Source organism: Methylomonas sp. HW2-6, assembly GCF_052474525.1.
This window is the reverse complement of sequence record NZ_CP184124.1, coordinates 3,964,909-3,990,726: the sequence shown is the minus strand read 5'-3', so window position 1 is coordinate 3,990,726 and position 25,818 is coordinate 3,964,909. Positions and strand designations below refer to the sequence as shown.

The 25,818-nt window shown below is 57.8% G+C and carries 27 protein-coding genes; 5 read left to right on the top strand and 22 right to left on the bottom strand.

Translation table 11 applies throughout. The annotated features are described in order from the left end of the window. Positions 1 to 47: 47 nt before the first annotated feature. From ACH518_RS19095 to pta, 4 genes are all read right to left on the bottom strand, one after another. Positions 48 to 2,120 carry a TonB-dependent receptor gene (locus tag ACH518_RS19095; RefSeq protein WP_445371238.1) on the bottom strand — a complete coding sequence of 691 codons (2,073 nt, stop codon included), beginning with the start codon at positions 2,118 to 2,120 and terminating at the stop codon, positions 48 to 50. A gap of 161 nt (positions 2,121 to 2,281) precedes the next feature. Continuing rightward, on the bottom strand, positions 2,282 to 3,529 hold the full coding sequence (locus ACH518_RS19090) for an acetate/propionate family kinase (protein WP_445371237.1): 1,248 nt from the start codon (positions 3,527 to 3,529) through the stop codon (positions 2,282 to 2,284). Beyond that, positions 3,526 to 4,062 (bottom strand): DUF2380 domain-containing protein, encoded by a 537-nt coding sequence (locus ACH518_RS19085; RefSeq protein ID WP_278211174.1) that lies wholly within the window; start codon positions 4,060 to 4,062, stop codon positions 3,526 to 3,528. The genes ACH518_RS19090 and ACH518_RS19085 overlap by 4 nt, the downstream gene beginning before the upstream one ends. Continuing rightward, positions 4,053 to 6,176: a phosphate acetyltransferase gene (pta, locus tag ACH518_RS19080; protein WP_445371236.1), complete on the bottom strand. Its 2,124-nt coding sequence runs from the start codon at positions 6,174 to 6,176 to the stop codon at positions 4,053 to 4,055. Before pta ends, ACH518_RS19085 begins: the two co-directional genes overlap by 10 nt. Before the next feature lie 211 nt (positions 6,177 to 6,387). Between pta and ACH518_RS19075 the strand changes: the two genes are divergently transcribed. After that, positions 6,388 to 7,032, top strand: coding sequence for an FHA domain-containing protein (locus tag ACH518_RS19075; protein WP_140911070.1), 645 nt, complete (start codon positions 6,388 to 6,390; stop codon positions 7,030 to 7,032). Between the two features lie 4 nt (positions 7,033 to 7,036). Then, positions 7,037 to 7,411 carry a PilZ domain-containing protein gene (locus tag ACH518_RS19070; RefSeq protein WP_445371235.1) on the top strand — a complete coding sequence of 125 codons (375 nt, stop codon included), beginning with the start codon at positions 7,037 to 7,039 and terminating at the stop codon, positions 7,409 to 7,411. Positions 7,412 to 7,427: 16 nt separating this feature from the next. On the opposite strand, the gene ACH518_RS19065 is transcribed toward ACH518_RS19070, so the two are convergent. From ACH518_RS19065 to ACH518_RS19045, 5 genes are read right to left on the bottom strand one after another with little or no spacing between them, the layout of a single operon-like run. Continuing rightward, entirely contained in the window at positions 7,428 to 7,910 is a 483-nt protein-coding gene (locus ACH518_RS19065) for a protein disulfide oxidoreductase (RefSeq protein WP_278211177.1), read from the bottom strand. Then, positions 7,910 to 8,629 (bottom strand): M48 family metallopeptidase, encoded by a 720-nt coding sequence (locus ACH518_RS19060; protein ID WP_445371234.1) that lies wholly within the window; start codon positions 8,627 to 8,629, stop codon positions 7,910 to 7,912. The genes ACH518_RS19065 and ACH518_RS19060 overlap by 1 nt, the downstream gene beginning before the upstream one ends. Further along, on the bottom strand, positions 8,626 to 9,297 hold the full coding sequence (locus tag ACH518_RS19055; RefSeq protein WP_445371233.1) for a transglutaminase-like cysteine peptidase: 672 nt from the start codon (positions 9,295 to 9,297) through the stop codon (positions 8,626 to 8,628). Before ACH518_RS19055 ends, ACH518_RS19060 begins: the two co-directional genes overlap by 4 nt. Then, complete coding sequence (locus ACH518_RS19050) at positions 9,284 to 11,188, bottom strand: bifunctional diguanylate cyclase/phosphodiesterase (RefSeq protein ID WP_445371232.1); 1,905 nt, start codon at positions 11,186 to 11,188, stop codon at positions 9,284 to 9,286. The genes ACH518_RS19055 and ACH518_RS19050 overlap by 14 nt, the downstream gene beginning before the upstream one ends. 5 nt (positions 11,189 to 11,193) lie before the next feature. Further along, entirely contained in the window at positions 11,194 to 11,586 is a 393-nt protein-coding gene (locus tag ACH518_RS19045; RefSeq protein WP_445371231.1) for a group II truncated hemoglobin, read from the bottom strand. 126 nt (positions 11,587 to 11,712) lie between these two features. On the opposite strand from ACH518_RS19045, the gene ACH518_RS19040 reads away from it, so the two are divergent. Together ACH518_RS19040 and ACH518_RS19035 are read left to right on the top strand one after the other, a co-directional pair. Next, positions 11,713 to 12,381: a Bax inhibitor-1/YccA family protein gene (locus ACH518_RS19040; RefSeq protein ID WP_278211184.1), complete on the top strand. Its 669-nt coding sequence runs from the start codon at positions 11,713 to 11,715 to the stop codon at positions 12,379 to 12,381. 166 nt (positions 12,382 to 12,547) lie between these two features. Beyond that, positions 12,548 to 13,105 carry a retropepsin-like aspartic protease family protein gene (locus ACH518_RS19035; RefSeq protein ID WP_445371230.1) on the top strand — a complete coding sequence of 186 codons (558 nt, stop codon included), beginning with the start codon at positions 12,548 to 12,550 and terminating at the stop codon, positions 13,103 to 13,105. Between the two features lie 71 nt (positions 13,106 to 13,176). On the opposite strand, the gene ACH518_RS19030 is transcribed toward ACH518_RS19035, so the two are convergent. From ACH518_RS19030 to ACH518_RS19005, 6 genes are read right to left on the bottom strand one after another with little or no spacing between them, the layout of a single operon-like run. Next, complete coding sequence (locus ACH518_RS19030) at positions 13,177 to 13,851, bottom strand: phytanoyl-CoA dioxygenase family protein (RefSeq protein WP_445371229.1); 675 nt, start codon at positions 13,849 to 13,851, stop codon at positions 13,177 to 13,179. A 51-nt stretch (positions 13,852 to 13,902) separates the two neighbouring features. Further along, entirely contained in the window at positions 13,903 to 14,547 is a 645-nt protein-coding gene (locus ACH518_RS19025) for a YqiA/YcfP family alpha/beta fold hydrolase (protein WP_445371228.1), read from the bottom strand. Positions 14,548 to 14,550: 3 nt separating this feature from the next. Beyond that, complete coding sequence (locus tag ACH518_RS19020) at positions 14,551 to 15,411, bottom strand: sugar phosphate isomerase/epimerase family protein (RefSeq protein WP_140911080.1); 861 nt, start codon at positions 15,409 to 15,411, stop codon at positions 14,551 to 14,553. 47 nt (positions 15,412 to 15,458) lie between these two features. Beyond that, entirely contained in the window at positions 15,459 to 16,013 is a 555-nt protein-coding gene (gene rimI / locus ACH518_RS19015; protein ID WP_140911081.1) for a ribosomal protein S18-alanine N-acetyltransferase, read from the bottom strand. A gap of 5 nt (positions 16,014 to 16,018) precedes the next feature. Continuing rightward, positions 16,019 to 16,894, bottom strand: coding sequence for a uracil-DNA glycosylase (locus tag ACH518_RS19010; protein ID WP_445371227.1), 876 nt, complete (start codon positions 16,892 to 16,894; stop codon positions 16,019 to 16,021). Positions 16,895 to 16,903: 9 nt separating this feature from the next. After that, complete coding sequence (locus tag ACH518_RS19005; protein WP_445373019.1) at positions 16,904 to 18,448, bottom strand: 2-isopropylmalate synthase; 1,545 nt, start codon at positions 18,446 to 18,448, stop codon at positions 16,904 to 16,906. 632 nt (positions 18,449 to 19,080) lie between these two features. Here ACH518_RS19005 and ACH518_RS19000 point away from each other — a divergent pair. Next, entirely contained in the window at positions 19,081 to 19,290 is a 210-nt protein-coding gene (locus tag ACH518_RS19000; RefSeq protein WP_445371226.1) for a hypothetical protein, read from the top strand. 14 nt (positions 19,291 to 19,304) lie between these two features. Here ACH518_RS19000 and efpL read toward each other — a convergent pair whose 3' ends face one another. The 7 genes from efpL to ACH518_RS18965 form a co-directional block, all read right to left on the bottom strand. Beyond that, the gene (gene efpL, locus ACH518_RS18995; RefSeq protein WP_140911084.1) at positions 19,305 to 19,871 is read right to left on the bottom strand and encodes an elongation factor P-like protein EfpL; all 567 of its coding nucleotides are present in this window, start codon (positions 19,869 to 19,871) and stop codon (positions 19,305 to 19,307) included. Positions 19,872 to 19,874: 3 nt separating this feature from the next. Further along, on the bottom strand, positions 19,875 to 20,630 hold the full coding sequence (locus tag ACH518_RS18990) for an arginyltransferase (RefSeq protein WP_445371225.1): 756 nt from the start codon (positions 20,628 to 20,630) through the stop codon (positions 19,875 to 19,877). Then, complete coding sequence (gene aat / locus ACH518_RS18985) at positions 20,594 to 21,283, bottom strand: leucyl/phenylalanyl-tRNA--protein transferase (RefSeq protein WP_140911085.1); 690 nt, start codon at positions 21,281 to 21,283, stop codon at positions 20,594 to 20,596. The genes ACH518_RS18990 and aat overlap by 37 nt, the downstream gene beginning before the upstream one ends. A gap of 82 nt (positions 21,284 to 21,365) precedes the next feature. After that, positions 21,366 to 22,094 (bottom strand): response regulator transcription factor, encoded by a 729-nt coding sequence (locus tag ACH518_RS18980; RefSeq protein ID WP_278211193.1) that lies wholly within the window; start codon positions 22,092 to 22,094, stop codon positions 21,366 to 21,368. Positions 22,095 to 22,106: 12 nt separating this feature from the next. Beyond that, positions 22,107 to 23,687, bottom strand: coding sequence for an ATP-binding protein (locus ACH518_RS18975; RefSeq protein WP_445371224.1), 1,581 nt, complete (start codon positions 23,685 to 23,687; stop codon positions 22,107 to 22,109). A 5-nt stretch (positions 23,688 to 23,692) separates the two neighbouring features. Further along, positions 23,693 to 24,268, bottom strand: coding sequence for a hypothetical protein (locus ACH518_RS18970; RefSeq protein WP_278211195.1), 576 nt, complete (start codon positions 24,266 to 24,268; stop codon positions 23,693 to 23,695). Positions 24,269 to 24,275: 7 nt separating this feature from the next. Continuing rightward, positions 24,276 to 25,736, bottom strand: coding sequence for a sensor histidine kinase (locus ACH518_RS18965; protein WP_445371223.1), 1,461 nt, complete (start codon positions 25,734 to 25,736; stop codon positions 24,276 to 24,278). Positions 25,737 to 25,818: the final 82 nt, after the last annotated feature.

Below are 25,818 nucleotides of genomic sequence, written 5' to 3'. Positions count from 1 at the left end.
CAAAAAAAGGCGCGTTTTCCGGCGCGCCTTTGTTAACGGGCTTGGGTTTAATAGCTCAACCGAAACCCAACTTCGGCGCCGCGTCCCGCTTCCGGCGCGAAATTGCGCAGGTACGAAGTGGCGTTGCGGATGTTTTGGTCCAGCAGGTTGTTGCCTTTGGCGAACACCATCAGTTTGGCGTCGCTGGCGGCTTTGATCTGGTAATTGACGCCGACATTGAGCAGATAGTAACCGGCAGTCGAGGTCTCGAACTCGCCGACATGGGCTTGGTCGTCGGCCCGAGTCAGGCGCAGGTAGCTGGACAGTTTGTCCCGGTTGTAGTCCAGCTGCAGGCCGTAACGCAGCGGCGGCATGCGCGGCACGTCGCCGCCATTCACGAATTGGCCGCGGGTGTAATCGCTGAACAAAGTCAGTTCCAGCAGGCCGAAATGGTTTTCCAGCATCGGGAAAATCAGCTTGGCTTCGTAGCCTTTGAAAATGGCGTCCTGTTGGCTGCTTTGCAGGACCGGTACGCAGTGTTCGGTACCACAGTGGTCGCTGTCGCCCTCTTCGTCGAGGAATTCGCCGGTGCGGCGCTGGTAGATGTAATCGCTGGCCCAGTTGTGGAACAAATCCAACTCCGCTCGCATCCAGTCTGCCTTGAAGCGATAGCCCAAGTCCAGGTTATACGAAGTTTCCTCTTTCAAGGCGGTGCTGCCGCGCTCCCAGCTTCGGGTGGCGTGGTGGAAGCCGTCGGAAAGCAATTCCTGCACTTGCGGTGCCCGGGAGGATCGGGTCACGGCCAGATTGAAACTGTTGTGCGGGTCCAATTTCCAGAGTGCCGACGCCGAGGCACTGACTGGCGTGTAGCTGAAGCCGTCCATGCTGTCCGGGCGAATGTCGGTTTGTTCGACCCGTGTGCCCAACTGGTAAGTGACCGGGCCGGCATCGAAGGATTCCACGGCAAATACGCCGTAACTCTGGATGTTCGAGCGGGGGACGATGGCTTCGATTTCCGGCTCGCCGCCGGCGTGTTCGTGGCCGTGCATGTGCAGGCCGAGAAAGTCGCTGGACTGGGCTTGAAAACCGACCACGCCGCGCAACGGCCCAATATCTTCGTGGGCCAGTTCCAGTCGGCCTTCGTAGCTTTGGTTGCTGAAATGGGCGCCGACCTCGCCGTTGGCGATTTCATAGTGTTCGTAGTCGGTATAACCCAGCCGGGTACGCAAGGCTTTGGCAAAGGCGAACGGCTTAACAATCTCGCTTTTGAAGTCGTACTTATTCTGCCGCATCGCAATCCGCACGATTTCCTCGCCGGTACCGTCCGGGGCGACACCGTAGTTGTTGTTCAGATTGTTGATCGATACCCCGGCGAAGCCGAAGTCGTCGATCCAGGACAAGCCGGCCGAACCGCTGATGGCTTCGGCGCCGGTGTTGTTTAAATAGCCGCGCGGGTTGTCGACGATTTCCTCGGCCAGCTCCGCATCGTTGAGGGCGATTTTGGCGGTATCGATGGCTTGGCCGCCAATGTCCATGTTGTTGCGGTGGCGATAAAAGCCGTCCACGTGGTAGGCGATGTGATCCTTGCTGCCTTCGACCTTCATCGTGGTGCTGGTTTCGTCGCTGGTCGAGTCGAAGCGTTGTTCAAGTGCCGCGTTCAAAGCTTTATCGAACGCCCTGCCCGGAATCCGGTTGTCGATGACGTTGACCACGCCGCCGATCGCGCCGCTGCCGTAAAGCAAGGTCGCCGGGCCGCGCAAGACTTCAATGCGTTCGGCCAGCAGAGGTTCGACGCTGGTGGCGTGGTCCGGGCTGATGGCCGAGACGTCGTTGGCGCCAATGCCGTTACTCAATACCCGCACCCGAGGGCCGGCCTGGCCACGTATGACTGGTGTACCGACGCCGGGGCCGAAGGATTGGCTGGAAATGCCCAACTCGTTTTTCAATGTATCGCCGATGCTGTGACCGGTTTTCAGACGCAATTCGTCGTCGCTCAACACGGTGACCGGAGAAACGGCATCGGCTTTGCTGACCGGCAGCGGTGCCGTGACGATAATTTCGTCCAGCTTGTTGTCCGTTTGGGTTTCTGCGTGCAGCAGGCTGGCGGGTAGCAGCAACAGAAAGGGCGACAATTTATTCATAACCAGAGTTGGACCAGGAAAGCGGGTCAAAAATGTTATAGTGTTGCCATTGATTTTGCAACACTATAACAAAGCCACTTGCTGCGAAGCTTGAGTCTGTATGCTGCCGGCGCTTCAGGCAGATCAGGTCGGCGCTGTCTACGCAGTCCGGCTATGCAATTTCATTCCGTTATCGGCGCCGCGGAGGCTGGCGATTGAACGGCCACGGTCGGGGTATTGGCTGATTTCGCCACACACTCCGCCGTTTGCATGGCGATTTCCAGCTCTTCGTTGGTCGCGATCACCATGACCGCAATCTCGGAGTCCGGTGGACTGACGATTGCGGCGGGTTTGGCTGGCGCGGCGTTCAGCGCCGGGTCGACGGCGATGCCTAGGGCCGCCAGGCCGGCGCAGCAAGTCTGGCGCAGCCAGGCGTCGTTCTCGCCGATGCCGCCGGTGAATACCAGCGCATCGACCCGGCCCAGCACTGCGCAATAGGCGCCAATGTATTTCTTGATGCGGTAGGCGTACATCGCCAATGCCAGCTTGGCCGAGTCGTCGCCCGCTTCGGCGTTGGCATGGATCGCCCGCATGTCGTTTTCGCCGCAAACGCCGAGGCAACCGCTGGCTTTGTTGTAAAGCTGGTCGATCGCATCCAGTTCCATGCCCAGCGTGCGTGCCAGATAAAAGGCGATGGCCGGGTCGATGTCGCCGCAGCGGCTGCCCATCATCAAGCCTTCCAACGGCGTCATGCCCATCGAGGTATCGGCGCTGATGCCACCGGCAATTGCGGCAACGCTGGCGCCGTTGCCCAGGTGCAAGGTAATCAGGTGAGTGTCGGCCAATGGTTTACCCAGGAAATGGGCCGCCTGCTTGGCAACGTAGGCGTGCGAGGTGCCGTGGAAGCCGTAGCGGCGCACGCCGTACTCGGTGTACAAACGGCCGGGTAAGGGGTAGCGGTAGGCGTAGTCCGGCAGCGTCTGGTGAAAGGCGGTATCGAACACCGCAACTTGCGGCACCGTGTCCAATAGCTGCAAGGTTGCTTCGATTCCCAGCAGGTTGGCGGGATTGTGCAGCGGTGCCAACGGACTGGCCGCTGTGATGTGGGCGATGACCTGACGGTCGATCAATGCCGGTTCGCGGAAAAATTCGCCGCCGTGGACGACGCGGTGGCCGACGGCGGCCAGTTGCCTCAAGTCCGGCAGTACCGTTTCGGTTAACAGGCCGAACAAAGTCTGCAACGCGTCACGGTGATGCTCGCAGTTCAATGACTGTTGCTGCGGATCGGATGCGCCGATCCGGAAGCGGTGGCTGGCGCCGGCTTCGCCGATGCGCTCGATCAAGCCGCTTAGCAATGCGGTTTGCCCGGCCATGTCGAACAGGCTGTATTTCAGCGACGAACTGCCGGCGTTTAGAACCAGAATTTTCATTTGGAGTCGATCACCCGTTTTTGCGGCGGAGGCGGCGAGTAGCGCTTATCCAAATCCCGGTCGATTTTCAAGGTCAAGCTCTCTACCGCTTTGCCGGTCAGACCGACATTCGGGCCTTTGGATTCGGTGATGTAATCGCCGATCAAACGGCCATCGCTTACCCGTATCAGATGCGCCATCAGGTAGGCGAACAGAAAGCTGGGCTTATGCAGGCGACCGACCACAATGTAATCGGCATCGAAGCCCTTGCCCAGGGTCGCCGCGGCGTCGGCGTGGTCGAACAAGTAACCGACGCCGCTGTCCGCCGCTTTCCTCGATTCGGCCGGAATCTCGACGATTTGGTAACCGGCCGATTGTAACTCCTTGGCCAGTAACGGCTTGATCGAGGCGGTGCGGGCGATTTCGGCCGGGATGCCGGGCGCCAACGTCAGGTCTTTTAACTCGAAATCGAGCACGGCGACTCGGGTTTCCGCTTCGGCCAGGGGGGCGGCCAACGCCAGCAACAGGGCAAAACAGCTGCGAATTATGGACATGATTTACCGCCCTCCTGAGCCTGAATTGCCGTGATAATCACGGTGTTGACGATGTCGGTGACGGTGCAGCCCCGGCTCAGGTCATTGACCGGCTTGTTCAGGCCTTGCAGAATCGGGCCGACCGCAATCGCGCCGGACGAGCGCTGCACCGCTTTGTAGGTATTGTTGCCGGTATTCAAGTCCGGGAAGATGAATACCGTGGCGCGGCCGGCGACCTGGCTGTCCGGCAATTTGGTTTTGGCGACGCTCGCGTCCACGGCGGCGTCATATTGCATCGGGCCTTCCAGCAGCAAATCCGGGCGTAATGCCTTGGCGATTTTCACCGCTTCGCGCACCTTGTCCACCGCTTCGCCCTTACCGGATTCGCCGGTCGAGTATGACAGCATTGCGATGCGCGGTTCGATATTGAATATGCGCGCGGTTTCGGCGGCGTTGATCGCGATGTCCGCCAGTTGCGCGGCGTCCGGATTGGGAATCACCGCGCAGTCGCCGTAGACCAGTACCCGGTCCTCCAGACACATGAAAAAGATGCTGGAGACGATGGACGCACCGGGTTTGGTTTTAATAATCTCGAAGGCCGGCCGGATCGTGTGTTGGGTGGAATGCACCGCGCCGGAGACCATGCCGTCGGCGTAACCCAGATGAATCATCAAGGTGCCGAAATAGCTGGGGTCGGCCATCAAGTCGTAAGCGGTGTCGTACAAGATGCATTTGTGTTTGCGCGCCTGGTAATAGGTTTCGGCAAACAACGGCCGCAGTTCGGAGCTGGCCGGGTCGATGATGTTGACCGCATCGAGCTTTAACGCCATGCTCTGGATTTTTTGCCGAATCTCGCTCTCATTGCCCAGCAGCGTGATTTTAGCCACGTCACGTAACAGCAGAATTTCGGCGGCTAATAGAATCCGCTCCTCGTTGCCTTCCGGCAGCACGATGTGTTGCTTGCGGGCTTTGGCCCGTTGCAGCATGTCGTATTCGAACATCAGCGGCGTGGTTTTGTGGCCGACTTTGCTGCACAACCGCAGCCGCAGCTCGACCATGTTGATGTTGCTTTCGATCAGGCCCAAGGCCGCGGCGATCTTGCGCTCATCCTGCGAATGCAAGCTGGCCGGTACCTGGCTGACTTGCATCGCGGTGGTAAAGGTATCGGAATCGACCGCCAGCACTGCGAACGGGATGCCGCCCAGGCCGTCGATCAGTTTTTGCACTTGCGGCGGCGGTTGCTGGTGGCCGGTCAGAATCAAGCCGGCGATCTGCGGATAGCTGGCCGAACTGTAGGCCATGATGCTGGCCAGCAGGATGTCGGAACGATCGCCCGGGGTGATGATCAGATCGCCGGTTTCGACGTAATCCAGAAAATCCGGAATCAGCATCGCCGCAACCTTGTAGTGGTAGACTTCGCGACTCATCGTCGCGGCCTCGCCGCACAGTACTCTAGCGCCCAGGGCTTTGGCGATGTTGCCGACGCTGGGTTTTTCCAACGAGGCTGCGGCCGGGACCAGGTAAATCGGGAAATCCTTGGCAGAGTTCAGGTCGTGGCGCAGGCCGGCCAATTGGTTACCGGCTACGCCCATCACGACGCTGGCCAGCAGCTCGCAATCGTTCTCGTGCAAGGAGTGTTTCAAACTGGCGATGCTGCTCAGCAGTTGTTCGTTACTGCGGTTTTGGCCTTGAATCACCGGCATGATCAAGCAACCCAGGTTATTGGCGACGTCGGCGTTGAAGTCGAATTCGAATACCGCATTGCCGTGGCTGTAATCGGAGCCGACGCACAGTACGTGCAGGCATTGCCGCTTCAAGGCCCGGAATTTGCCGAGAATGGTTTTGACCAGTTCGTCGTATTGTTCGCTGGCCAGCAATTCGCGGGCTTCGGCGCTGGTACAGCCGTACATCGCGGTGTGCGGTACGTTGACCGGGTAGCGGTGGCTGATGAACTGGATTAAATCGTCTTTATCCGGCGTGCTGTGGATAATCGGCCGGAAGAAGCCGATATTGTCGGCCAGGCCGGACAGCATTTCCATCATCGCCAGCATCACCAGCGTTTTGCCGTTACCTTCGTCGAGGCTGGCGATGTAAATGTCTTGGGCAAAACAGGCGGCGTCGGTCGTGGAATTCATGGTCGTTGCGGATGGCTGTTTACGCTAAAGTCTAAACCAGTACGGCGATGGCGTCAGAAACTTTACCCGCTTACTCGATTGCAGGCCTAGTAGTAATTTCCGCTAGCGGGCGCGGTTTGGTCGATACTTGAAATTAATCTCGATTAATCTGCAAGCTTGGCTTTAGTGGCTATACTACTAGCCGGGCGCAGGGAATTACCAACCAACAGCGATGGCGAAATTTACCGTTTACTTCAAAGATAAAGCAATCCACACAGGCGTTTTTGATTCCGGCATCGTCCGTATCGGCCGTGACGAAACCAACGATTTGGTGGTGGATAGCTTGGCGGTGGCGCCGGCGCATGCCGTGGTCGTGATCAAAAACGGCAGTTGCGTGATGAAGCAAATGAACGAGAAGTTTCCGCTGGTGGTGAACAATCAGCCGACCAAGGAATGTCATTTGCAAAACAACGACATCATCAACATCGGCAAACATTACATCGTGTACCACACGATAGACGAGTTTCCGGAAACAGTGCTGGTCAGTTCGTTGGGGAATTCGACCGATGCCGATCTTCAGGCCTTGAACGAAAAACTCGAGGAAACGGTAAAAACGCCCGACGCCAGCCTGCAAGTTCTGAACGGAGTCCATATCGGCCGTATCTTGCCTTTAAAAAAAGCCATGACCCGGCTCGGTCACGAGGGGGCTGGCATTGTCGTCATCGCCCGGCGCAAGGACGGCTACTATTTGTCGGCCTTGCAGGGTCACGACGGGCTTGCGGTGAACAATGAGCCTTTGGGCGATCGTACCGTGCATTTGCAAAACAACGACGTGGTCGTGGTCGACCATACTTCCATGCAATTTTTCCTGGATTAAGCGCATGAGCGAAAAAACCGAAGAAAAACGCCGCTTTCACCGAATTTTCTATCATGCCGACGCCCAAGTGGCAGCGACCGGCGGCCAGTCTCAGAGTTGCAAGATTGTCGATTTGTCGTTGCGCGGCTGTTTACTGGAACTGTCTGCGCCGCTGGCCGAGATCAGCGACCAGTCTTACGAGCTGAAATTCGAATTGTCGCCGGAAGCCGTGATTCGGATGGAAATCGTGGCAACGCATACGGAAGGCAATCTGGCCGGATTCCGCTGTGCGCATATCGATATCGACAGCATTTCCTTATTACGGCGTCTGGTGGAGTTGAATCTGGGCGACAGCGAACTGCTGGAACGCGAGCTGTCGGCGCTGGGTAATTTTTCCTAAGGTCTGCGGTTACGGCTTAGAACAGTCCCGCCAGCCACAAACGGGCTCTGATGCCCCATTCCGAGGTATAACCGGCCGTGGCGAATACGATGCTGCCGTTCCGGTCGGTGAAAAACAGGGCCGGCACGGCTTTGACGCCGTAACGCTGGCCAATTTCGCCGCCGTTGTCGTTGACGACCGGCCAATTCAAATTCTTGTCCTGCAGATAGCTTTGCAGTTTGGCGTCGTCGCCGGACCGTATTGCGACGGTCGCCAGCGGATGATCTTTGCCGACCTGCGTCACCGAATTTTGCATGCTACGGCAGACCCCGCACCATTCCGCCCAGAAATAAATCAAGGCCGGCCGCTTGCCGAGCGCCTGCAAGGCGGCTTCGCCGTTCAGCGCGGTTTGCGTAATCGACGGCGGCGTGCCGGTGACTAAATCCCGATGCGCCAGAAATTGGCCGCCGAAAATAAACAGCGCGGCGAACAGGTAAAACGCCCATTCCTTTTTCGGCATCACAAACCCCGCATCAAGCTGGCGCCGTGCTGCTTCAACCACAAGCGGCGCTGGCGGTAATCCGGCACATGTTCGGCCACCAACGCCCAAAACGCGGCGGAGTGGTTTCTGTGGCGGATATGGCACAACTCGTGAACCACCACGTATTCCAAAGCCGCCGGCGGTGCCAGCAGCAACAGCCAATTCAGGTTGATGTCGTTGTCCGGGCCGCAACTGCCCCAGCGGCTTTTCTGGGTTTTGATGCGGATGCTGCGCGGGTACAAGCCGTGGCGCGGCGCGTGAATGTCTATGAAGTGCTGCGCCTGCTGGCGGGCCTGGCTTTTCATCCAGCGGATCAAGGCTTGGCGGACCAGTTCGGAATGCTGGTCGGATGCGATGCCGGCCGGCAATTTGGCGCAAAACCAGGCGTCGTCGCGCAAATCCAAACGCGGGGTTTTGTTGTGGCTGGTTTCAATGCGTAGCGGCAGCTGCCGGCCGAGATAGGGAATGGCCACACCGTCGCGGTAACTGGCCGGCGCCAGCGTCGGTACCTCGCGGGTTTTGGCGGCGACCCGACGCAACGCCGACTCGATCCAGTCCCGTTGCGCCAGCACGAAGCTGTGAATGTTGCGTTCCGAAACCTTGGGCGGGGCTACCACTTCAATTTGGCCGGCTTTGACCACGATACGGGTATGTTTGGCGCGGCTACTGCGGCGCAGGGTATAACTTGGGGCGTTCAAAAAGGCGATTCCAACATTCTAGACTTGAGTTCTGTCCACAGGCTTAACCGGTCCGAACCGCCGACATGTTGCCCGGAACCCCGGCTTTTGGCAAGCCATAAACCGGTACCGTTGAAGCTGTAGACCGGCTGCAGGTCGCTGCGTTGCGTCGCCGGCAGAATTGCCGGTTTCAGATTATCCAGCACCAGCGGCGGCGAGCGCATCGATTCGAAATAGGTCAGCACCATGTGGGCCTGGTTCAGTTCCAAGGCCTTGACGTAAGTGATGCGCAGTTTGCTTTCGTCGACGCCCATTTCCACCAGCGTGAAATATTTGGCGATCGAGTAATCCTCGCAATCGCCGGCCCCCTTGGCCAGAAACTCGGTCGGCGTTGCCCAATAGTCGATTTTGTTCCACAGCATAATGTCGTCGACAAACTCGACATTGCGATTGAAGAAATCGTTGACCCTGCGCAATTTCTCGGTATCCGACCAATCTTTGCCGGTTTCGATCAGGTTTTGCCAATCGACGAAGCGCTGCCGGGCTGCTGCGCCGTATTTGTTGCCGACTTTGTCCAGCAATCCTTCATCGAAAAACAGGCTGCCGGCCAGGGCGATGCCGCAGCATAGGCTGACGGCAAAAACGGCGAGAGCGGCGAGGTGAGAGCGGCCGGTGTTAACGGCTGGCACCGGCGATGCCTATGCCGCGCAGGGCGGCAAAATCGGAATCGGCTTGCACGTTTTCGGCCAGCACCGAAATATCCAGCAAAGCCGCCATTTCGGCAATGGTTTGCACGAAAGCGTGGGTTTGCTGCGAGTCGGCGATGCCGTTGCCGATATCCCGCGCCAGCCGGATGTAGTCCGGTTTCAGTTGTTTGATCAACTCGGCCGACATCGATTGGGTTTCGAAGCGTTTGATCATGACTCTGGCGCCGCATTGGTGCACCACCTCGATAAAGGCCTTGTAAGCCTCGATGTCCTTGACCACCGCATAGGCCGACAAGCTGAACACCAGATATTTGGCCGCCCCGGCATTGCGCTGAATCAGTTTTTCCAACCAGACCCGGAAGTCGCTGTTCTTGATGGTGCGGGTCGAAACGTTGACGGCAATCGCATGCTCGACGTGGTTATGCAGAATATGGTCGATCACCATACCGATCACGCCTTTGTCCAGATCGACGATTTTGGCGAACTTTTCGGCAATCGAAATGAACGGGCCGATCGCCACCAGTTCGCCTTGTCGGTCGTGGACCTGAATGAAGGCTTCCTCCATCATCAGCTCGCCGTGTTTCATACCGTGGATCGGGCCGATGTACCAGATCGAATAAGCGGTGTTGTCCACGCAATCGAACACCAGTTCCTTCCAGGTGGCGATGTCGCGGGCGAAATTGTCGCTGCTGCGGATGAAATAACTGTTGGCGCCGATCAAATGGGCTTGTTCGTAGGCTTCGTGGGCGGCTTCCAACATGCTTTCGCTGGTAGTCAGCGGATTGAACGGCACGACGCCGATATGGGCCAGATCGGCCTTTTGGTATTGCTCGCCCAGTTCGCCCAGGCGGTTGCTCAGCGTTTTAGCCAGCAATTCGATTTGCGGCCGGTCTGCGGTTTTGACCAATAGAGCGAATTCGGCGCCGTAGAAACGGTAGGCCTTGCCGGCGTCGCTACCAGCTGTCGCGGCGACGTGTTCCAGGGTGGCGGCGACGGCTTTGATGAAGCGGTCGACGGCATCGCTATCGAGTTCTTTGACCAATTCCAGCAAACCGTCGATTTTAACCAGCACGATAAACGCTTCGGCTTGTTCCAAGGCCAGGTGCTTGATGTCGGTCTCGAACACCGACTTTTTGTAGAGGCCGGTCAGGTCGTCGCGCAACAGGCTGGCGCCCATGCTGTCCAGCTTGTTGTGTAGGCCGGCGATGGTGGTTTTGATTTTTTGCGACATCGTGTTCATCGACATCGCCACGTTACGCACCTCGCGGGTCCAGGGCAGTTCGGCAATGCTCTCGAACCGGCCGTCGCTGATCTGCCGGGCCAGTTGATCGATCCGCGACAGCGACGCTAACGTAAAGCGCAAGGTCAGCGCCAGCAGGCCGATCGAAACGATGAACGCCGCCAACGAATAATAAAAGCCGGATTTGGCTTGTTCGTACAGTTTTAAATAGCCGTAGCCGGAATTGACGGTGACGTAGATCACGCCGCTCAGATTCCAGCCGGAGCTGATCTCGCTTTCTGCGGTCGCGGAAGTCATCGGCAGCAGATCCATGAACCAGTCCGGCACGCCTGCCACCGCCTTGTCGCTGACCAGCGCCACCAATTCCTTATTCTCGGCGTCGACCAAACGGATTTCCTTGTAATAGCCCATGTCGAAAATCGCCTTCATCATGGTCTCGATGACCGGGTCCTTGTCGTTGGCCATGTAGGGGCTCAACGAAAGGCCCAGCGAGGTCGCGGTATCCTGGGCGTGGTTCTTGGCTTCGCCTTCCAGATAATCCTTGATGTTATTGACGCTGAGCGCGAAATTGACGCTGAAAATCATCAGGAACAGCGCCGAAATCAGAATTAACAGTTGTTTGGATAACGACATGGCGTTCAGTTTTCCGTGGTTTCTTGGTTGATCATGTGCGTGGCCAGTTGCTGCAAGGCGGTGCGGATGTTTTCGCGCAGCCGGGAGTCCATCGTGATTTCGTCCAAGGCCTTGTTCATGCACAGCATCCATTGGTCGCGTTCCGCTTCGCCGATCGCAAATGGAAAATGGCGGGCGCGCAGCATCGGATGGCCGAATTCTTCGATAAACAGATTGGGACCGCCCAGCCAGCCCGACATGAATTTGAATAGCTTGTCTTTCGCGGAAGCCAGATTGGGCGCGTGCATCGCCCGGATGCCCTTGGCTTGCGGCAGGATATCCATATAAAAGTAAAATTTGTCCACCAGCCGTCTGATGCCGGTTTCGCCGCCGATCAAGTCGTAAGGCGTCGTGCTCATGCTTGAATTAACCTCGTAGCTGCATTTTGTTTAGGTATACTAGCAGACGGCGCCGACAATGGCGGGAAACTCCGGCCCATTTGCTCGGTCACAGTTTCGTTCGTAACTTTCAAAGGACAATTGACCATGAGATTATCAACTGCAACCACCCGATCGGAAGCCAGTGTACTGGCGACCAACAAGGTCTTGAGAAACACTTACATGTTGTTGGCGATGACGCTGTTGTTCAGCGCGGCGACGGCCGGCTTGTCCATGGCATTGAATCTGCCGCATCCGGGCATGATCGTCAGCATGGTGGGCTATTTCGGTTTGCTGTTTTTGACCACCCGGTTCAGCAACAGCGCCTGGGGCTTGGTGTGGGTATTCGCCCTGACCGGCTTTATGGGCATGACCCTGGGTCCGATTTTGAACATGTACGTCAACGCTTTCAGCAACGGCCACCAATTGATCATGACCGCGTTGGGCGGTACCGGCGTGATCTTTTTGGGCTTGTCCGGCTACGCCTTGACCACCCGTAAGGATTTCAGCTTCATGGCCGGATTCCTGATGGTTGGCGTGCTGGTCGCGTTTTTCGCCGGTTTGGCCGCGGTCCTGTTCTCGGTACCGGCCTTGTCGTTGGCGGTTTCGGCCATGTTCATCCTGTTGATGTCTGGCATGATTTTGTTCCAAACCAGTGAAATCATCCACGGCGGCGAAACCAACTACATTTTGGCGACGGTATCGTTGTACGTCTCGATCTACAATTTGTTCGTCAGCTTGCTGCAATTGTTGGGCGTATTCGGCGGCGACGATTGATTCGCTAGATCAGGACCTGTCCAGGCGGCATAGCCTGGCATAATCGGCAAAAGCCTCCGCCAACCGGCGGGGGCTTTTTTGTTTCTGCGGAGGGTAAACACGATGGGATTCGAAGATCGGGATTATTACCGGGAGCAACTGCGCAAACGGGCGAGCCGGCCGCTCGATGGCGAACCGCGCCAGCAGACTGTCGCATCGGGCCGGCGCAGTTGCCGGTACGTTGCGGTATCTGCTGATGCCGCTGGCTGCCCTGGCCGGACTTTGGTACGGCGCGGATGCGCTGTTGGCAAAACAGGCCGCTACCCGCCACCCGTTACCGGAAATTGTGCTGTCGGCTACGGCGGACGGCGAGGTCGGCGGTACAGGCGCAGTTCGAATCAAGGCCGACAGCCAAGGCCATTTTCGCGGCACCTTGTTGATCAATAACGTGCCGATGCCGTTCATGATCGATACCGGCGCCACCAAAACCTCGATTCCGGAAAAATACGCGCGTGCTGCCGGTTTGCCCGTCGGCGGCGCGGTGCAAGCCGAAACCGCCGGCGGCCGGGTAACGGATTATCAAACCCGCATCGCCAGCCTGAAACTCGGCAGTCTGGAATTGCGCAACCTGGACGCCCATATCAACCGCTATCTGGACGAAGTGCTGGTCGGCATGAATACGTTGAAATATTTCCGGATCGAGCAGAAAGGGGATTCTTTGGTGTTGGTGACGGGGGCGTCGTAAGGCTCGGTTGTCGTCGTCCGCTCGCGGTAGGTTCGGCGGCGGAAGCGAAGAACACGACTTTGCCCGCAGTGTTAGACGGCATGGTGCCACCGCAGCCCGAAAGGTAAAGACTTTGGCGCGAAGAGAAAATGCAAAACCCGGCGTTTGCTTTGCCCGGAAGCCTTGGACGATGAGTGTAGGAGTAAGGGCCGCATCAACATCGCTGCGCCCCGTGCAACGGGACAGATAAGCTCACCGTTTATTGTGCGCAGAGATATGGCTTCTTCTAGGTTGAGGCGCCCGTGAATGTGGGAGCCTGGAACAACCTTGAGCGGACCATCGTTGGCAGCACACTGATCAACGTGTAGGCGAACCGCAACCAAGTCGTGTAGAACCTCTGCGGGTGGTTGCACGAAGATGCCGCCCTCTTTTTCAGACCAACCTGAGAGGGCTGGATGATCTAATTTTTGGTAAACCGGGATACTTAAATCTTGGTGGAGAGCAACCAACCAGTTTCGATCAACAGATTTTTCGAAATAGGTACATTGAACGGCTACAGAATCTTGCGGCAAGAAATCGGTAAGCGATGAATGGGTTTTGAGAATGCGTGCTAGCGATGCACACCACTCTGTTTCAAGCAGCGAACGGCTGCCAGCCATTGAAATTGTGACCGAGGCCAAATTGGCCTCAAGGGATTGGCACTCGCTCTCGCTAAACAACGGTGAGGTTACGAAATAGCCATTACTTTCGAATACGTTGCAGCCCATAGATATGCCGTCTTCATAAAGTTGAATGCCTGGATGAACTGGGGGGACGGTTCAATTCAACCTGGAAACAGGGTTTTCGTCTTCGCCAAACAACACCCGCTCAACCAGCGCCAAGGCTTCGCGCATATGTTCGAATCCGTGGGAGCCGGCCTCGAAGCAAACCACGCGGGCCTTGGTTTGGTACAGGTCGCGGGTGGCGGCCGAGTCCAGCAGTTCGTCGCCTAGGTCCAGCAGTAGCGTCAAATCCAGTTTTTGCCGGTTTTCCGCCAGTTCTTGCTCGAATTTCGGGTATTGGTCGCAGTGGCTTTGCTGCCAGTCGTAAGGTTCGCCGGTTTCGAAATTGGCGGTGACGCCGATGAACTGCGGCAACAATGTGCTGGGGCTGACGGCGGGGTTGATCATGATCGCTCTGGCGCCGGTCTTATAAGCCAGGTATTCGCTGCTGAAACCGCCCATCGACGAGCCCATGAACACCACGTCGTAACCTTGGTCGAGCAGTTGGTTCCATTCGAACAACAGGTCTTCGATCAGGCCTTGGAAGTCGCGGTAATCCAGGTTCGGCGCGTACAGCATTACGCCGCGTTCGTTGCAGAAGGCTTGCAGCACGGCCAGCTTTTCTTTGGCGGTCAATAGGTTGCCTTGCAAGTCCAGCGACGCCGAGTTGAAACCGTGCAGGTAGACGATGGCCCGTTTCATGGCTTAATAGCGCTGTTTGATGAAGTCCAAGGCTTTGCCGGCCAGGTCGTCGGAGTCGTGCCACAGGTTGCGCCAGACGCAGAGGGTGTTGGACAGTTTGGGATCGACGATTTCCGACGAAAACGATTCGAAGGTGATCGGGCCGCGGTAATCGATTTGTTTCAAGGCGTTGAAGAAACTGGCGAAATCGACGTTGCCGGTACCCAGGTAGCCGCGGTGGCTTTCGCCGATATGCACGTAACCCAGCCGGTCGCCGGCGGCCAATACCGACTTGGCCATGCCGTCTTCCTCGATGTTCATATGGTAGGTATCCAGATGCAGGAAGGCGTTCGGCCGGTCGACTTCGTCCAGAAACGCCAGGCCTTCCAGGCCGGTATTCATGATGTTGGTTTCGTAGCGGTTTACCACTTCCAGATCGATATTGATGCCTTTGTCGGCGGCATAGTCGGCCAGACGCTGCATCGCCGCCACCGAATTGGCGCGGTTTTCCCTGGATGCCGGGCCGGGATATTTGCCCAGCGCGCAATAGATCACGCCACACAATTCGCTGCCGCCCAATGCGTACAGCACGTCGGTGGCCTTGCGCAACAGTTCGTCGCCTTTGGCGACGATGGCCGGGTCGGTGCTGGTGACATCGGTGGTGGCGGACAAACCCAACGAGGCGTGGGCGCGCAGATTGTATTCCTGCAACAGATCTTTGGTCAGGGCGACGTCGATTTGCCACGGGTCGAGCAGGGCGATTTCGATGTAGTCGTAACCGGCGCGGGCGGCGCCGGCGATGGCTTTGCGAGCGCCGGCTTCGGACCAGTCGCCGGACCAGACCAATGCGTGGCCGCCGTATTCCAAACGTTTGGGAAATGCCATAGCGGGTCTCCTGTGGTTATCGTTTTATGTTAGCGACGCTCGCGCGCTCAAAGCATCGGCACCAGATCCAACGCAAACATGATGGCGTCTTCCTTGCCGTTCTTGGCCGGATAGTAATTTTTGCGGATGCCGATTTCGCGGAAGCCGCTGCTGCGGTACAGATGGATCGCGCCGGGGTTGCTGGGACGGACTTCCAGATAGAGGGTTTCGGCGCGGGGGCGGGCGTATTCGATCAAATGCTCCAGCATCTTGCGACCGACACCCTGGCGTTGAAACGCCGGGTTGACGCTGATGTTCATGATGTGGGCTTCGCCGGCGGCGACCGAAATGATGGCGTAGCCGGCGATGGTCTCGTCCGGCGCTTCGCAAATCCAGTTGGTGTAATTCATGGCCCGGAAGCAATCCTTGAACACGCCTTCCGACCAGGGAAATTCGTAATTGACGGTTTCGATCGCCATCACGCCGGGCAGGTCGGCGTGGTCCATTTTGCGCAAGCGCAGCAGGTCGCGCGCCTCCACCGAGTCTGGAAACACTTTGGCGTAAAACTCGCGGTCGGCGTCGTAGACCACGGCTGATTTCAGTTTATGTAACAGTTTCCACATCGTTGTTATTGTTCTAGTGATTGGTAAACGGAGAGCGCGAATTGCAGGTCTTCCCAAGCTTTGGCTTTTTCGGGCAGCGAGCGTAACAGATAAGCCGGGTGGTGCACCACCGTCAGCGGAATGCCTTCCAGTTCATGGCGCATGCCGCGCAGCCGCGACAGCGGTTGCTGGGTATGCAGCAGGTTTTGTGCGGCGATGCGGCCGACAGCCAGAATCAGCTTGGGTTGGATCAGTTCGATTTGGCGCTTTAAAAAGCCGTGGCAGGCAGCGACCTCATCGGCCTGCGGATCGCGGTTGTTGGGCGGCCGGCATTTCAGCATATTGGCGATATAGACTTGCTCGCGGCGCAGGCCGATGGCGCGGATCATTTCGTTCAACAGCTGGCCGGCACGACCAACGAAGGGTTCGCCTTGCAAGTCTTCGTCGCGGCCTGGCGCTTCGCCGATCAGCAGCCAATCCGCGTGTTTGTTGCCGACGCCGAACACGGTCTGGGTGCGGGTCTCGCACAACGAACAAGCGCGGCAGATCGAGACCTGGTGTTGCAGGTCTTTCCAGGCGAGGTCGTCGGTATGGGGTTTGGGGTGGTGCGGTAATGGCGCGAAGGCATCGCTTTCGAATTTATGAGACGAGTCTGATGCGGCGGTTGGCGGTGCCGGTTCAGCGTGCTGGCGATTGACGGCAGTTTCGCCCGTGGTTGGTTGTTCCTGTGTTGGCGCAGCTTCGTTATCGGGGAAGACGACGCGGTGGGCTTCGGATTGCGATGCCCACCCTACGTTTTCGGAATCGTCGAATGCTTGCTTGGCGACGACGGGTGGATGCCGGGGAACCCAGACATCGATGCCCATCGCCTCCAAATATTGCAAGCGGACCGATTCTTCCATCGTTAGCGGTTAGACATCGCCTTTCTGCGGATGCTGGCGCTGCTCGGGACTTTGCAACTTGTTGACCGCGTTGATGTAGGCCTTGGCCGAGGCGATGACGATGTCGGTATCGGCGCCGGAACCGTTGACGATGCGGCCGGCGTTTTCCAACCGGATGGTCACTTCGCCCTGCGAATCGGTGCCGGTGGTGATGTTGTTCACCGAGTACAAAGCCAGCGTCGCGCCGGTTTTCACCAGGCTTTCGATAGCTTTCAGGCTGGCGTCGACCGCGCCGCCACCGCTGGCGCTGCCGGTCATTTCCTTGCCGTCCACCAAAATGGTCACGGTGGCGTTCGGTACTTCGCCGGTTTCCGAGCAGACCTTTAAGGCCACCAGTTTGATGTACTCGTCTTCGGCTTCGAAGCTTTGTTCGGAAATCAGAGCCTGTAAGTCTTCGTCGAAAATCTCGTGTTTCTTGTCGGCCAGTTGTTTGAAGCGATAAAACGCATCGTTCAAATCGGCTTCCCCGGCGAACTCCACGCCCAATTCCGCCATCCGGGTTTTGAAGGCGTTGCGGCCGGAATGCTTACCCAGCACCATGCGGTTGGTGGTCCAGCCCACGTCCTCGGCGCGCATGATTTCGTAAGTCTCGCGGTTTTTCAGCACGCCGTCCTGATGAATGCCGGATTCGTGGGCGAAGGCGTTGGCGCCGACAATCGCTTTGTTAGGCTGCACCGGGAAGCCGGTGATCGACGACACCAGTTTCGAGCAGGTGACGATCTCGCGGGTATCCAGGCGGGTGTCGCATTGAAAGAAGTCCTGGCGGGTGCGGATCGCCATCACCACTTCTTCCAGCGAGGCGTTGCCGGCGCGCTCGCCCAAACCGTTGATGGTGCATTCGACCTGGCGGGCGCCGTTCATCACCGCCGCCAGCGAGTTGGCCACGGCCAAACCCAAGTCGTTATGGCAATGCACCGAGAAGATGGCCTTGTCCGAGTTGGGTATCCGCTGAATCAAATTGGCGATGGTGGCGCCGAACTGTTGCGGCATGCTGTAACCGACCGTGTCCGGGATGTTCAGAGTAGTGGCACCGGCGTCGATCACCGCCTCCAAGATCCGGCACAGGAAATCCTCTTCCGAGCGGCCGGCGTCTTCCGGCGAGAACTCGACGTTGTCGGTGTACTGGCGGGCGCGTTTGACCGCGCGGACCGCGTACTCGATGACCTGGTCGGGCTGCATGTTCAGCTTCTTCGCCATGTGGATCGGCGAGGTGGCAATGAAGGTGTGAATCCGCGAACTTTTAGCGCCTTTCAAGGCTTCGCCGGCGCGGTCGATGTCCTTGTCCAGCGCCCGCGCCAAGCCGCAGACGGTGCTGTCTTTGATCGCATCGGCGACGGCTTGGACTGCCTCGAAATCGCCCTGGCTGGCGGCCGGGAAGCCGGCCTCGATGACGTCGACTTTCATTCGCTCCAGCGCCCGCGCGATGCGGACTTTTTCGTCGCGAGTCATCGACGCGCCGGGGCTTTGTTCGCCGTCGCGCAAGGTGGTATCGAAAATAATCAATTGGTCTTTCATGAGGGCTCCGTTCATGAAACGTTCGGCCTCGAGCCGAGAATATGGAAAAGGGTGATTTTACTTGATTAAGAAAGATTGCACGCCCCTCAGGGCAGCAGTCTTAGAGGCAGCCCGGACGGCAAGCGGGTGGCAGCCGGCGCGCGGCTTGCTGTGGGTGCGGTAAACATCGGCCGAATCTTCATGCCGCGGCACTATACTGCATTGCCCGGTGGCGCTCAACTGCGGCGGTATCTAAATATCCCCGGTCTTGGCTATCGATGGACCAGGGGCGCTGGCGCCCGCCGTTTTGGCCCGGTCACTGTGAAAAAAGTCACGGCCGGACAGTGGTGCGCGCCACCGACAAACATCACTGCCACCATTACCCTTGATCCAAGCCTCAATTCCCGGTCTGCCAAACCGACCCGGATCGATACCTGGATTTTCGGTGCGAACAAGGGTGGCGGATGACGCCGGAGTGAAGCGAAAACTGCGCCGGTACGAGATACCGTAAGCCGTGACGGCAGGTCGTCACCGAATGGGCCGCCGATAATACCGACCAGGATTTATGATTCTGATTTTTATAGGGGTTTTTCTGCTGGCGCAACTAATGCATTTACTTGATCGAGTTCGATCAACAGCCTCGGGAGAGTGTCATGGAAACTATGCATCAAACTAACGAAATCAACAATTTGCGGATTGTGTTCATCGAAACCTTGAGCCGGCAATTCATTGCCATAACCGGCTGCGGCATTTATGCCTTTTTGAATCCGGTTAAGATCAATGAATTGTTTAATCACTATCTGGACAGTAACGTGCCCATCAATGCCTACGCCCGGCAATGCGTCCGTAACGTGGTGGCCTGATTAGCATCAAGCACTTAGGCGCGCGAGGAGAACTCGCCGGTTTCGCTGTTGATCTTGATCAGTTCGCCGGACTCGATGTACTCCGGAATCTGCACTTCCAGGCCGGTGGTAAGTTTGGCGGTCTTGGTCCGCTTGGTGGCGCTGGAGCCTTTCATGGCCGGCGGGGTTTCGACGATTTGCAGCGTTACCGTGGTCGGCAACTGGATGCCGAGCGGCGCGTCGTCCATCAGCAACATGATGATGCCGTCCAGACCGTCGGTCAGGTATAAGGTTTGACCTTCCAAATCCTCGGCCGACAGCGCGTATTGGTCGTAGGTCTCGCTGTTCATGAAGTAGTAAGTGTCGCCGTCCTGGTAGGAAAACTGCACGTTGCAGCGCGAACAATCGGCGGCTTTCAGCATGTCGTCGCTTTTAAAGGTTTCGTCCAGCTTCTGCTTGGTTTTCATGTGGTTGAAGCGGACTTTATACAGCGTCGTCGCGCCGCGTGAGGTCGGGTTGCGCACGTCGATGTGTTTGACCACATACGGTTCGCCGTTGATTTCGATCGCGGTTCCCAGTTTCAGTTCGTTGGCTTTCGGCACTGCTTATTCCTCGTTGATTGTATGATTTGAAAGGGGTTGCCACCGGTTGCGGATCAAGCCCTGCAGCGGCTGATATTCGATTTTGTAGCGCATTTTACGACAGTCTTCGATCCAAAAGCCCAGATAAACGTAAGGCAAGCCCCATTGCCCGGCGGTTTCGATTTGCCATAACACGGCATGGACGCCTGGGCTGTAGTCGGCGAACTCGGGATCGAAGAAGGTATAGACCGCCGATAAGCCGTCGTCGACGATATCCACCACCGCAACTGCCGCCAGCCGGCCGCCGATCAGAAATTCGACGAAGCGGGTATCGCACCAGCGGCTGCCCAGAAAATTCAGATAATCATCCGGTTCGATCGGTTCTTTGTGCGGATCGTCGTGGCGAGCCGCCAGATAACGCCGGTACAAGTCGAAATGGCGGGGGTCGAATTCGGCCGGCTTGACGACGCTGCGGGTATCGACGTTGCGCTTGCGGCAACGCTTTTGCCGGCGGTCCGGCGCGAACGAGGCGACCGGCAGCCGGGTTGGTATGCAAGCCTGGCAAGTTGAGCAATAGGGTTTGTAAACGTAGTTGCCGCTGCGGCGGAAGCCGAGCGCGATCAGTTGCGAGTATAGTTGCGGCGTCATTGTTACCGACGGATGCACGAAGCCGGAGCGGGCCTGCCGGTCGGACAGGTAGCCGCACGCGTGTTCGTCGTCCAGCCAAATCGGCAAGCTGCCCATCAGCGCCAGGCCTCGGCCGCGGGGGCTTGCCGGCAAAGCTGTTCCAGCAATTCGGCGAAGCGTTGGCGCGGAATTTCCTCGGCACCCAGGCTGAGCAGATGTTCGCTGCGTACTTGGCAATCGATCAAACGGTAACCCCAGCCGCTCAGGCGTTCGACCAGATTGACGAACGCCACTTTCGAGGCGTCGGTTTCGCGGTGGAACATCGATTCGCCGAAGAAGACTTGGCCGATGGCCAGACCGTAGAGGCCGCCGGCCAGCTTACCGTCCAGCCAGGCTTCGCAGCTGTGGGCAATACCGAGATGGTGCAAGGTCAGGTAAGCCCGGCGCATGTCGTCGGTGATCCAGGTGCCGCCGCTGTCGCTACGCGGCGCGGCGCAGGCAGCAATTACTTCTTTGAACGCCGTGTCGTACCGGATCTCGAACCGGCCTTTGCGCAGGGTTTTGGTCAGGCTGCGCGAGACTTGCAAATGCTCCGGAAACAGCACCAGGCGTGGGTCCGGCGACCACCACAGGATGGGCTCGCCGGGGTTGAACCAGGGAAACGCGCCGTGGCGGTAGGCATTGACGATCCGTTTCGGCGACAGGCAGCCGCCGAAGGCGAGCAGGCCGTTGGGTTCTTTCAGTGCCTTATGTAAAGGCGGAAAAGCCTGTTCGGGTTGGTCGGAGTCGAGTAAGGTGAGTTGCATGCGATAAGCCGCGGCTGTCAGGTACGCGGATTATAGACAATTCGGCCCGGCCGGTCTGCGCCCGGCCGGCTTGAGACAGGACTTAAGGCGCTTCCAGTTTGTAGCCGAAACCGCGTACCGTTTTCAGCAGTTTTTGTTCGTAATCGTCGTCGATTTTGCGGCGCAACTGGCGGATGTAAACGTCGACCACATTGGTCAGCGGGTCGGCGCTGTAGCCCCAAACCTGCTCCAGTATCCGGGTACGGCTCAAGACCTTGCCGGGCATGCGCATGAAGCATTCCAATAGCGCGAATTCCTTCGGCGTCAGCTCGATCGCGGTATTGCCGCGGCGTACTTCGTGGGTTTCGCCATTCAATACCAGATCGGCGATGCGCAGTTCTTTGGCTTCCGATTTGATGTCGCCGCCGCGGCGGCGTAGCAGTACTTCGATCCGCGCCAGCAATTCCTCGAAAGCAAACGGCTTGGTCATGTAATCGTCGGCGCCGGCGCGCAGACCGGAAACTTTATCCTGCACGGTGTCGCGCGCAGTCAGCATCAATACCGGCGTATCGACGCCGTTACCACGCAGGCGTTCGCAAATCTGGCGACCGTTCATGTCCGGCAGCCCCAGGTCCAGAACGATCACCTGGAACGAACCTTCGCCGCCGAGGGCAATCGCCTCTTGGCCGGTACGAGCCACTTCCACGGAATAGCCTTCCGCCTTCAGGCCGCGCTGGACGAAATCGACGATGCGTTCGTCGTCTTCCACCAGCAGCACGCGCATGTAGCCCATGCCGCTCAAATTACCGGATGATGTGTATTTATCGCTCATGTGTGCTTATTCCTATGTACTGGGTAGCAACGGCAAAGTTACGGTAAAGGTCGAGCCGAGGTTCTCCCGGCTGTCCACCGCAACGCGCCCGCCGTGCGCTTTTGTAATCGATTTTGCCATCGGCAGGCCCAGGCCGGAGCCTTCGTCGCGCGAACTTTGCGCGTTATCGCTACGGAAGTGTCGCTCGAAAATGCGTTCCAAATCTCCGCTGGGAATACCGATCCCCTGGTCGGTAAGGCTGAAACTCGCTTCCTTACCCTGCACCCATAAGGCTACCGAAATATGCCCCCCGGGATTTGAGTAGCGGCACGCATTTTCTCCCAAAATAAATAGCACCTGTCTTAAGCGCTGCTTATCGCCGCGTACCCAGACCGGGTGCTCCGGACCCGAGAACGATACGCTGAGCGAACGCTCCTCGGCCATGACCTGAAAGTCCTCGACCGCATTGCCGACCAGCTCGGCCAGATCGACCTTGCCCCACTCGAATTGGAGATGGGCGGTTTCGGCACGGGCCAGAAACAGCAAATCGTTGACGTATTTGCCAAGCTGCATCGCCAGCTCGACGATGCGTTGTAATGCATCCTTGTATTCTTCGGTATGGCGATCTTCGCCGCGTAAGGTGACTTCGGCCTCGCCGCGGATTACCGTAATCGGCGTCCGCAATTCGTGGCTGATGTCGGCCAAAAACTCGCGGCGGGCCTTGTCCATCCGCTTCAATTCCTCGTTCAGCAGATTCAATTCCAAGGTCCGTTCCGCTACCCGTTGCTCCAGTACCGCCCGGCTTTCGCGCAACTTGTTTTGTTGAACTTCAAGCTCTTGCGCCATTTGATTAAAGTGGCTGGCCAGATAAGCGAATTCGTCGCGGGTATAGAGTTTGATCCGGTATTCCAGATTGCCGCTGGCGATTTCGTCGGTACCTTTCATCAGAGCCTGGATCGGCCGGCGGAAGCGACGCATCAACAGGATGCCGGACATCAGGCTGAACAGCGCGGCCGTCACGGACGCCAGGATAGCGGTCAGCCGCGACTGGCGGACCAGGCTTTCCAATTCGCGCTTGGCTTGCTTGGCCTTTTCGCGTTCGGCGTCGATCGCGGCATCGATCAAGGGCTGAAATTTGCCGTCGATTTCCTCTTCGGTAAATTTGGTCAAGGCCTGCACGGCGTTCGCCAGTTTGCCTTGCAGGCGCAAGCGCTCCACCTCTTCGAAGCGGTATTCGCTGGCTTCCAAAAACGCCGTCAAATGGGCGACGCGTTCCAGCTCGGCCGGCTTGTCGACCCAAGTCTCGCCGCCGATCACCGGTTCCTTGACCGCGGTGTCCCTCAGCGCCTGGATCGCTGCTTGCAGCCGCCGCTTGGACGATTCGACGCCGGTTTCCGAATTCGGATTCGCGGTAATCAGCCGGTCCATCCGCTGTTTGAAATGGCGGTAGGCTTCCTGCGACAACTGTTCGTAATCGTCGAAGGTTTCGTAAGCAGTCTGGCTGTGCTGGAAGTGCAGGGCCATTTCGTCGGCGCCCAGATACAGGGCCACGCCCAGGCTGAGGACGAAGCCGAACGAAATGAACATGACGATGGCCAGCCGAAACCGAAACATGGCTGCTATTTGGCGTCGCCGGTTTCGTCCAACTGTTTTTCCATGGAACGGATGGCTTCCAGCTTTTCCCGCAGCAGGTGCGATTCGGTTTTTTTCGAACCGGCGGTTTCCTTGGCATCCAGCACGTTCTGCACCGATTTTTGCTTGCGTTCCAATGATCCGACTTTCTTGTTGGTGCTGTTGATCCGCTTCAAGGCTTCGGTATGGATCGCCACCAGTCGGCGGGTGCGGTCATCGGCGTAGCTTTCCGGCGGGATGTCGGCCAATTCGTCCAGGATTTTCGGGATGTCGCCGCAGGCGTCCGACAACAGGCGGCCGGTCATCAATTGCAGGGTTATGGTCTTGTCCGGGTTTTCCTTATGCCGTTTCGCCAGGCCGCGGCAGGTTTCGCTTCGGCCTTGGCTGTTCATCGCCGCCAGGTTGGCGCCGAAATCCAGCAAATCCTCGAAGTCGGAATGGACGGTCGGTGCGGCGGCGGCCACCGGCGGCCCCTGCCGCACGTTGGAATCGACTTCGGCGCAGCCGGCGAATAATAGAATCAGCGGCGCCGGTAGTAACAGGCGCGGGTTGAAAAACGTCATGGTTGGTTTAGAACTCCCCGTTTAGCGGCAATTGCACCCGGATACGGGCGCCGTGTTGGTCTTGTCGGGCGTCGATGATTTCGACATTGCCCTGGTGGTTGGCGACGTATTCCTTGACGATGGCCAGCCCCAGGCCCGGACCTTCCGGAATGTCCTCGGCCTGCGCCGCCTTGCCGCGGTAGAACGGTTCGAAGGCGTGGGCCCGTTCGTCCAGTGGAATTCCCGGGCCTTCGTCTTCGACTTCCAGCTCCATCTGAGTGCCGGTATCGCGCAGCATGATGCGGATTTCGCCTTTCGGCGGCGAAAATTTCACCGCATTGTCCAGCAGTTGCTCAATGATGCCGCGCAGTTGTGGGGCGTTGCCGGAAATATGCACCGGCCGCAACAACATGCGCATTTCGATCGATTTGGATGCCAGCGCCGGTTGAAACTCGGCGACCACCGTTTCCAGCAACTCCTTCATATTCAAAGTTTGTTTGCGTTTGGCTTCGCTTTGCGCGCTCAATTTGCTGTAAAGCAGCAAGTCGTCCGAAACGGCTTGCAGTTTGTCGATGTTGGCGCCCAGCTTGCGGACGATGTCCTGTTGGCGCAGATTGCCATCCAGTTCGGCCTCGTCGGCCATTTGTTCGGCGCCATAGCGGATGCCGGCCAGCGGCGCCTCGATTTCGTGGGCGACGTTGTGTATGAATTGCTGCTTCGACGATTCCAGCTCCATCAGCCGGGTGCGCAACCATTCCAGGCGGTTGCCGAGAAAGGCCAAATCGGACGGACCGCTGACGGCTACCGGCTCCTTCAGTTCCCCGGCACCCAAACGTCGGATCGAGGAATCCAATTGCCGCATCGAGCGCGAAATCACCAGCAACAGCAGCGCAATTGCGGCGGACGACAAGGCCAACAGCGCAGCGCCTCTGATTAGCAAGCCTTGCTCCAGCGATTCCGACATTTGCCGGAGCTCGTTGAATTCATGATCGACGTGGCTTTCGAACTCGCGCGACAACGTGTATGACGATTCGCGCAGCCCTTGAAACGCTTCGTCCAGCGGCAGTTTCAGGTTGTTGTCGCCCTCCGAGCCGATGATTTGCTGGTAAATCAGATTTTCCTTTTCCGACAATTCGTTGACCAGCAACGCGATGCGGTTGTCGACCTGCAGTTTCAACAGATCGCTCAATGCCTGTTTGAACGAAGCGCGGACGGTTTCGTAGGACTGGCGTTCGTAAGGTTGGCGCAATTCGGGGTCGGATAGCAGCACGAACAACTTGGCTTTGCGCTCGATATCGGAGGCTCGTTGCAACACCAAACGGATGGTTTTGGTTTGTTCGAATACTTGCGAATTGACGGTTCGGCCCAAAGCCGATGTCTGGCGCATGCCGAATGCAGCGTACATCACGGCCAGGAACAGCGGGATCACGGCAATGACAAATCCCAGCACAATCAGGGATTTCAGAGACAGCAGGTTTTTGAATTTCATCCTTGGCGACAGCGTCTGTAAATCCGCAATAGTATAGCTTGGCTGATGAAATTCGTGACGGGGCCTGCAAAAAATCGTATTT

Excerpts from the sequence above, each read along its gene's own strand:
- ACH518_RS19070 (WP_445371235.1), top strand. The coding sequence starts at position 7,037 with ATGAGCGAAAAAACCGAAGAAAAACGCCGCTTTCACCGAATTTTCTAT.
- ACH518_RS19045 (WP_445371231.1), bottom strand. The coding sequence starts at position 11,586 with ATGAGCACGACGCCTTACGACTTGATCGGCGGCGAAACCGGCATCAGA.
- ACH518_RS19035 (WP_445371230.1), top strand. The coding sequence starts at position 12,548 with ATGGCGAACCGCGCCAGCAGACTGTCGCATCGGGCCGGCGCAGTTGCC.
- ACH518_RS19030 (WP_445371229.1), bottom strand. The coding sequence starts at position 13,851 with ATGGGCTGCAACGTATTCGAAAGTAATGGCTATTTCGTAACCTCACCG.
- rimI (WP_140911081.1), bottom strand. The coding sequence starts at position 16,013 with ATGTGGAAACTGTTACATAAACTGAAATCAGCCGTGGTCTACGACGCC.
- ACH518_RS19090 (WP_445371237.1), bottom strand. The coding sequence starts at position 3,529 with ATGAAAATTCTGGTTCTAAACGCCGGCAGTTCGTCGCTGAAATACAGC.
- ACH518_RS18970 (WP_278211195.1), bottom strand. The coding sequence starts at position 24,268 with ATGACGTTTTTCAACCCGCGCCTGTTACTACCGGCGCCGCTGATTCTA.
- ACH518_RS19010 (WP_445371227.1), bottom strand. The coding sequence starts at position 16,894 with ATGGAAGAATCGGTCCGCTTGCAATATTTGGAGGCGATGGGCATCGAT.
- ACH518_RS19020 (WP_140911080.1), bottom strand. The coding sequence starts at position 15,411 with ATGGCATTTCCCAAACGTTTGGAATACGGCGGCCACGCATTGGTCTGG.
- ACH518_RS19085 (WP_278211174.1), bottom strand. The coding sequence starts at position 4,062 with ATGTCCATAATTCGCAGCTGTTTTGCCCTGTTGCTGGCGTTGGCCGCC.
- ACH518_RS19005 (WP_445373019.1), bottom strand. The coding sequence starts at position 18,448 with ATGAAAGACCAATTGATTATTTTCGATACCACCTTGCGCGACGGCGAA.
- ACH518_RS19000 (WP_445371226.1), top strand. The coding sequence starts at position 19,081 with ATGGAAACTATGCATCAAACTAACGAAATCAACAATTTGCGGATTGTG.
- ACH518_RS19050 (WP_445371232.1), bottom strand. The coding sequence starts at position 11,188 with ATGTCGTTATCCAAACAACTGTTAATTCTGATTTCGGCGCTGTTCCTG.
- ACH518_RS18965 (WP_445371223.1), bottom strand. The coding sequence starts at position 25,736 with ATGAAATTCAAAAACCTGCTGTCTCTGAAATCCCTGATTGTGCTGGGA.
- ACH518_RS19075 (WP_140911070.1), top strand. The coding sequence starts at position 6,388 with ATGGCGAAATTTACCGTTTACTTCAAAGATAAAGCAATCCACACAGGC.
- ACH518_RS19025 (WP_445371228.1), bottom strand. The coding sequence starts at position 14,547 with ATGAAACGGGCCATCGTCTACCTGCACGGTTTCAACTCGGCGTCGCTG.
- ACH518_RS18975 (WP_445371224.1), bottom strand. The coding sequence starts at position 23,687 with ATGTTTCGGTTTCGGCTGGCCATCGTCATGTTCATTTCGTTCGGCTTC.
- ACH518_RS19065 (WP_278211177.1), bottom strand. The coding sequence starts at position 7,910 with ATGCCGAAAAAGGAATGGGCGTTTTACCTGTTCGCCGCGCTGTTTATT.
- pta (WP_445371236.1), bottom strand. The coding sequence starts at position 6,176 with ATGAATTCCACGACCGACGCCGCCTGTTTTGCCCAAGACATTTACATC.
- ACH518_RS19095 (WP_445371238.1), bottom strand. The coding sequence starts at position 2,120 with ATGAATAAATTGTCGCCCTTTCTGTTGCTGCTACCCGCCAGCCTGCTG.
- aat (WP_140911085.1), bottom strand. The coding sequence starts at position 21,283 with ATGCAACTCACCTTACTCGACTCCGACCAACCCGAACAGGCTTTTCCG.
- ACH518_RS19040 (WP_278211184.1), top strand. The coding sequence starts at position 11,713 with ATGAGATTATCAACTGCAACCACCCGATCGGAAGCCAGTGTACTGGCG.
- ACH518_RS18980 (WP_278211193.1), bottom strand. The coding sequence starts at position 22,094 with ATGAGCGATAAATACACATCATCCGGTAATTTGAGCGGCATGGGCTAC.